Genomic DNA, 6,462 nt, shown 5'->3' on the forward strand with positions numbered 1-6,462 from the left:
CGTCTGCCGCTGGCGTTCGCGGCCGGTCAGCAGCGTGGCATAGGCCGGCGGCGCGCGTGACGGCTCGGGCGCCGGCACAGCCAGCTCGGGCACGGCCTCGCCGCGGGCGCGGCGGGCGACCAGCGCCTCGGTGCGCAGCAGCTGGTCGAGCGCCTGCGAGCGCAGCCGGCCACAGGCGCCGGCCAGCTGGTCGACCCAGCTGTCGACGACGCCCAGCCAGTCGCCCAGGTTGTCCTTGCTGGTAGGCGGCAGCTTGAACTCGCCGAGCAGCTCGCTCCAGCTCGCGACGCCGAGCTTCTCGCGCAGCGTCGCATCGAGCACCACCGCGTCGCGCTGCTCCGACACCCTCTGCAAGGCCGCCTGCAGATGGTTCGCGACGCCCACCAGCCGCTCGACGCCGGCCTTGCCGACGCGGCGCGTCGCGCTTTCCACCTGCCAGGCGTTGGACAGCAGGCCTTGCGCATCGCGCAGGTCGGCCTCGCTGTGGTCGGCGTAGTGCAGCAGCGCGAGCAGGCCTTCGAGGTAGGCGTCCCAGCCGCCGCCGAGCTGCGCCGCCGCGGCACGGTGCGTGCTGCGGCAGGCCTTGTCGTGCGCCAGCAGGCGCTGCTCGACCTGGCGGTGCTCGCGTTCGACGGCCTTCAGCAGGCCCGGCAGCTCGCCCTGCTTCAGCGTGCGGTCGCGGTGTCGGATCACGCCGCCAGGCGCCTTCAGCGCGCCGGATTGCAACGCGCGCAACTGGCCCAGCTCGCGCTCCAGTTCGCGCAGCCGCGCCACGTCGTCGAGCAGCGATTCGGGGTACAGCGCCGCCAGATCGGCCGGCGTCGCGCCCTGCTGTGCCGGGTCGACCAGCTCGGCCGCGCTCTTCACGCTGCGCGTGACCGAGCGGCCGAGGTACACGCCGCGGTAGCGGCCCTGCAGGCTCTCGCGTGCGAACTGCTCGTCGAGCGCCTGCAGCGAGTCCTCGAGCGCGATCGGCGTGAGCTTCGTCTCGCCGATCAGCTGCGCGGTGACGCGCTCGCGCAGGCCGGGCGCGTCGTCGAACAGCTCCCAGGCGCTGCGGTCGTCGAAGGGCGCCGCCACGTAGTGGCGCTTCGCGTTGGCTTCGCGCTCGTGGTTCAGCGGGTGGGTCAGCCACATGCGCGGCGGCTGGGCGACCTCGGCCTTGAACAGGCGGTGCTGCTGCGGCTTCTCGGCCGGCAGCGGCGGCACGCGGTGGTACTGCGGGTCGTTGAGCACCTGGCCCATGCGCTGCATCACGCGCGACTGGATCGCGAAGGCATCGCGCGTGATGCGCTCCTTGCCGTGCTCGCTGCCGAGGAAGCCGAGCGTGCGGTCCCAGGAATCGTCGGCCGCCTGCAGCTTGTGCAGCGCGTGGATCAGCGCGTCGCTGCCGGTCAGCGACACGGCGACCAGGTCGGCCTGCATTTCCATCTCGCGCGACAGCGCGCGCTGCACCAGCAGCACCGCCGAGAACGCGCTGTCGACCAGCGAGCGGATGGCCCAGACGATCACGCCCAGCACCCAGCCGACCCAGGCGATGCGGATGTCGAAACGCGACAGGCCGTTCAGGAACGCATCGAGCTTGTCGCGCCGCGCGACCAGGTGGCCGGCGATCTGCTGCGCGATGTAGACCCAGCGGCCGACCGCCATCGACTTCTGCGCGAAGTGGCCGAACTCGTGCGCGAGCACCGCGCGCATCTCGCCGAGCGTGAGCGCGTTGACCAGGCCGAGGCCGATCTCCAGGTTCTTGCGCGACGGCAGCACGAGGTTCAGCACCGACAGGTCGTAGAACACCGCCGCATTGACGCGTGCCGACAGGAACACCTTGTGCGGCCGCGGCGCGCCGGCGCGGTCGGCCAGCTTGTGCAGGAACTCGAACAGGCGCGGCTGCTCGGCCGGCTTGATCTCGACGGTGTTGTCCTGCGAGCCGTGCTTGACGAAGAAGACGGCCTTCAGCATGAAGACCGCGAGGAAGGCCGCGCAACCGCCGATCACCCAGCCCCAGACGGCCTGGCCGGACACGCTGTCGGCCCCGAAGGTGAGGCGCCAGGCCGTGAACAGGAACCAGCCGGCAAGGCCGAGGTACAGCAGCATGAAGGCCGCGAGCGCGGCGACGGCCAGCCAGGCGTGGCGCTTGTAGGCGGCGCTGGGCCGAGCCAGCTTGGCGACCAGCTTGGCCGGCTGCGCCTTGTTCGGTGAACTCATTCCCCAAGTCCTTCGCAGCCGCCCTCACGGCCGTTGGCGCGGATGGTAGGGGAAGGGATCGGGCCGGGCGAGTGCAAATTCACTCGAACGCAGCGTTTCAGCGACCGCTGAAATCGGCTCTTGCAGTGAAATTGTCGGGTTGGCATCGCGGACGGATGACGATTTGCGACAGCACTGAAATGTTCGCGGCACGTGGACACGCGGCCCGTAGACTGATGCGCCATGAAGCCGCTGGTCCTGATGGTCGACGACGATGCCGAGCTGTCGGGCATGGTGTGCGAACTGCTCGAGCGCGAGGGCTGGTCGGTGCACAGCGTGCTGACCGCCGGCGACGGCGAGCGCGCGCTGTCGCAAGGGTTGCCCGACGCCGTGCTGCTCGACGTGATGCTGCCGGACGCCAACGGCTTCGACGTCTGCCGGCGCTGGCGCGCGGCACACCCCGGCCTCGGCATCGTGATGCTGACGGCGCGCGGCGATCCGATGGACCGGGTGCTCGGCCTGGAGATCGGCGCCGACGACTACCTGCCGAAGCCGTTCGAGCCGCGCGAGCTGGTCGCCCGCGTGCGCGCGCTGCTGCGGCGCCAGGCGCCCGGCCGGGCCGATGCGCCGCAGCTGCGCTTCGACGGCTTGACGATCGACCTGCTGAAGCGCGAGGTGCGGGCCGGCAACGGCACCATCGCGCTGACCAGCGTCGAGTACAAGCTGCTGACCGCCCTCGCCCGCACGCCGGGCCGGCCGCTGACGCGCGAGCAGCTCAGCGACGCGGTGCAGAGCGGCGGCTACAAGCCGCTGGACCGCACCGTGGACGTGCAGGTCGCGCGGCTGCGGCGCAAGCTGGCCGAGGCCGCGCCAGGCAGCGAATGGATCGACACGGTCCGCGGCGAAGGCTACGTCTTCGTCCCGCGCGGTTGACCGTGCGCCGCTTCGACAGCCTGTTCGCCCGGCTGCTGCTCGCGCAGCTGGGTCTCGTCGCCGCGCTCGCGCTCGTCTTCGGGCTGCTGTTCTACATCGAGCGCAACGTGACGGTAGCGGTGCTGTACGCGGAGCGCTGGGCGCCGCACCTGGCGGCGGCCGCCGGGCTCGCGCCGCCGCCGCCGGAGACGCTCGCCGTGCAACAGCGCGACACGGCCCCGCCGGAATCCCGGCGCACCGCGCGCAACGCGCCGCGCTTCGTCGCGCTGCGGCAGGCGCTGGCGGCACGCGACGTGCAGGTCGACGAAGTGCGGCTGGGCACGGGCCGCGGCGAGCCGATGCTGTGGCTGCAGGTGGTGCCGCCGGGCCGGCCGGCGACATGGCTGGGCGTCGCGGGCCAGGTCGTCGTGCCGGCGTGGTCGGCGCGCACGCTGCTCGCGCTGTTGATCACCAGCGCGCTGGTCGCCGGCGTCAGCTGGCGCTTCACGCGGCGCCTCACACGACCGCTTGAACAACTGCGCGAACGGATGCAGGCCCATCAACCGGGCCAGCCCGCACCGGCCGCCGCTCCGGCGGCCGCCTCGCCCGAGGTGGCCGCGATAGCCGCCGCCTACCGCGACCTGCTCGAGCGCCTGCAGCAGCACGAGCGTGAACGGGCCGTGCTGCTGGCCGGCGTCTCGCACGACCTGCGCAGCCCGCTCGGCCGCATCCGCATGGCCGCCGAGCTGCTGCCCGACACCCCCGAGACGCAGGCCCGCCGCGCCAGCATCGTGCGCAACGTGCAGGACGCCGACCGGCTGATCGAGAGCTTCCTCGACCACGTGCGCGCCGGCGAACTGCCGTGCGACGAGACGGTGGACCTCGCCGCCGTCGCGCGGCAGGTCGTCAGCAGCTTCGAGCGGCCCGCCGCCGAACTCTCGCTCGACGCGCCGGCCGCATTGCCACGCGAGCACGCCAACCGGCTGCTCGTCGAGCGGCTGATCGCCAACCTCGTCGACAACGCGCTGAAGCACGGCCGCCCGCCGGTGCGGGTGCGCGTCGGCGGCTCGGCCGCGCAGGCCTGGATCACCGTCGACGATGCCGGCGACGGCATCCCTGCCGAGGCCGTGGAGCGCCTGACCGATGCGTTCGCGCGCGGCGACGGCAGCCGCTCGCGGCCCGGCACCGGCCTCGGTCTCGCGATCGTGCGGCAGGTCGCGACGCGGCTCGGCGGCGCGCTGGCCTTCGAGCGCGATGGCAGCACGCACCGCGTGCGCGTCACGCTCGGCTGATGTTTCAATGCTGTCGCAAATCGTCGCGCAACGCGGTCGCCACGCCGCGGCCCACCGCGTTCAATGGACACCCACAACTTTCCGAGGAGCCCGCCATGAGCCGTTCGATCCGCCGTACCGCCCGCTTTCCGCTCGCCCTGCTGTGCACCACTGCGCTGGCCGCCTGCGGCGGCGGGGGCAGCAGCAACAGTGACGCCGGCGAGCAGCTGAGCCTCGACACCGCCACCGGCTACAGCGCGAACGCCACGCTGGTCTCCGGCGACGCGGGCACGGTGCTCGACACCAGCGTGCTCGCGGCCCAGTCGGTGGTGGCCACGCAGGCCACGGTGGCGGCCGCCCATGAATCGGYGCAAGGCGTGTCGGCCCTGGCGGTCACGAACGCCACGGTCGACTGCGCCGGCGGCGGCAGCGCGGTGCTCAGCATCACCGGCGGCACGCCCGGCAGCCTGCTGAACGGGCAACTCGATGCCGGCGAGGTCTACACGCTGACCTTCATGGACTGCGCCGGCGCCACCGGCGCGGCCGCCGTCAGCGGCTCGCTGACGATGACGGTGGTGACGGCCGATGCGAACACGCTGTCGGTCACCACCGAAGCCGTCGCGCTGTCGGCCGCGTTGCCGCGCGGCAGCGTCACGCTGAACGGCGACACCGCGCGCACCGTCTCGTCGACCACCAACGGCACAACGACACAGCTGACGAGCCACTTCACGTCGGAGAGCCTCGGCCTGACGACGCACTACGACGGCCGCACCGCCAACTTCTCGCTCAGCGCCGTCGACATCACGCGCCAGGCCACGCTGGTCGACGGCGTGCTGCAGGGCAGCTCGATCAACGGCACGCACACGATGGGGCTCACGCTGCCGAACGGTTCGGCCCGCTACACCATCGCGACGCAGGGCAGCGCCACCTACGGCCCGACCGGCCTGCCGATCGCCGGCACCTGGGCGATCACGCTGCCGCATGCCGCCGTGGGCCTCGCGATCGCGAACGCGCTCGCGACGATCACCGTCGACCAGGGCAAGGACGGCACGATCGACCGCAGCATCACCGTGCCGGTGTCGCGCCTCGCATCCGACGCCGGCTGATCAGTCGACCAGCCGGTTCAGCTTCGCGTACTGCAGCAGCATGATGGTCTTGCCGTCGCGGATCCTGCCCGCCGCGACCCAGGCCAGCGCCTCGTCGAGCGTGGGTTCGAGCACCTCGATGTCCTCGCCCTCGTGCTGTTCGCCGCCGCCGGCCGACACCTTGTCGCGCGCCTCGTAGGCGCCGACGAAGAAGTGCAGCCGCTCGGTCACCGAGCCCGGGCTCATGTAGGCCTCGAACACCGGGCGCACCTCGGCGATGCGGTAGCCGGTTTCCTCCTCGGTCTCGCGGCGGATGCAGGTCGCAGGGTCGTCGCGGTCCAGCAGGCCGGCACAGGCCTCGATCAGCATGCCGTCGGGCGTGCCGTTCACGTAGGCCGGGAAGCGGAACTGGCGCGTCAGCACCACCGTGCGGCGCTCGCGGTTGTAGAGCAGGATCGTCGCGCCGTTGCCGCGGTCGTAGGTCTCGCGGCTCTGGCGCTGCCAGCTGCCGTCGCTGCGCTGGAAGTCGAAGCTCGTCTTCTTCAGCACATACCAGTCGTCGCTCAGCACCTTCACGTCGACGATGCGCACGCGGTCGTTCACGGGGATCTCCGGTTCAAGGATGGAAACGCGATGATTCGTGCATGTTCGTGCACTGTCAAGCAATTTCGTGCAAACTCGCGGCCATGCTGACCGAACAACGCAAGCAACTGATCCTCGGCCGCCTGAAGCAGGACGGACAGGTCGTCGCCGCGACGCTGAGCGAGGAACTGGGGCTGTCGGAAGACACGATCCGGCGCGACCTGCGCGCGCTCGCGGCCGAGGGCCTGCTGCAGCGGGTGCACGGCGGCGCGCTGCCGGCATCCAGCGCCGTGGCCGATTTCTCGGCGCGGCGCGCGGTCGAGCCGCAGGGCAAGGCGAGCATCGCGCGCGCCGCGGCCGCGATGGTGCAGCCCGGGCAGATCGTCTTCATCGACGGCGGCACCACCTGCCAGCAGCTGGCGCGGCAG

The 6,462-nt window shown here is 71.9% G+C and carries 6 protein-coding genes; 4 read left to right on the top strand and 2 right to left on the bottom strand.

Translation table 11 applies throughout. From position 1 onward, the window contains the following. Positions 1–2,205 (bottom strand): M48 family metallopeptidase (locus AC1D12_RS21045; protein ID WP_477842633.1); only part of this gene is annotated, 2,205 nt, incomplete at its 3' end. Between the two features lie 222 nt (positions 2,206–2,427). On the opposite strand from AC1D12_RS21045, the gene AC1D12_RS21050 reads away from it, so the two are divergent. The 3 genes from AC1D12_RS21050 (at position 2,428) to AC1D12_RS21060 (ending at position 5,473) form a co-directional block, all read left to right on the top strand. After that, positions 2,428–3,117 (top strand): response regulator transcription factor, encoded by a 690-nt coding sequence (locus AC1D12_RS21050; RefSeq protein ID WP_477828655.1) that lies wholly within the window; start codon positions 2,428–2,430, stop codon positions 3,115–3,117. 2 nt (positions 3,118–3,119) lie between these two features. Further along, a complete protein-coding gene (locus tag AC1D12_RS21055; protein WP_477842635.1) occupies positions 3,120–4,388 on the top strand; it encodes a sensor histidine kinase in 1,269 nt (422 codons plus the stop codon). 95 nt (positions 4,389–4,483) lie between these two features. After that, positions 4,484–5,473, top strand: a complete 990-nt coding sequence (locus AC1D12_RS21060; RefSeq protein ID WP_477842637.1) for a hypothetical protein — start codon at positions 4,484–4,486, stop codon at positions 5,471–5,473. Here AC1D12_RS21060 and nudK read toward each other — a convergent pair whose 3' ends face one another. Continuing rightward, complete coding sequence (gene nudK / locus AC1D12_RS21065) at positions 5,474–6,061, bottom strand: GDP-mannose pyrophosphatase NudK (protein WP_465114174.1); 588 nt, start codon at positions 6,059–6,061, stop codon at positions 5,474–5,476. A gap of 77 nt (positions 6,062–6,138) precedes the next feature. Here nudK and AC1D12_RS21070 point away from each other — a divergent pair. Next, positions 6,139–6,462: DeoR family transcriptional regulator (locus AC1D12_RS21070; RefSeq protein ID WP_477842638.1), on the top strand; the 324-nt coding region annotated here is incomplete at its 3' end.

This window comes from Rhizobacter sp. P1_G5, from assembly GCF_056405435.1.

Excerpts from the sequence above, each read along its gene's own strand:
- AC1D12_RS21050 (WP_477828655.1), top strand. The coding sequence starts at position 2,428 with ATGAAGCCGCTGGTCCTGATGGTCGACGACGATGCCGAGCTGTCGGGC.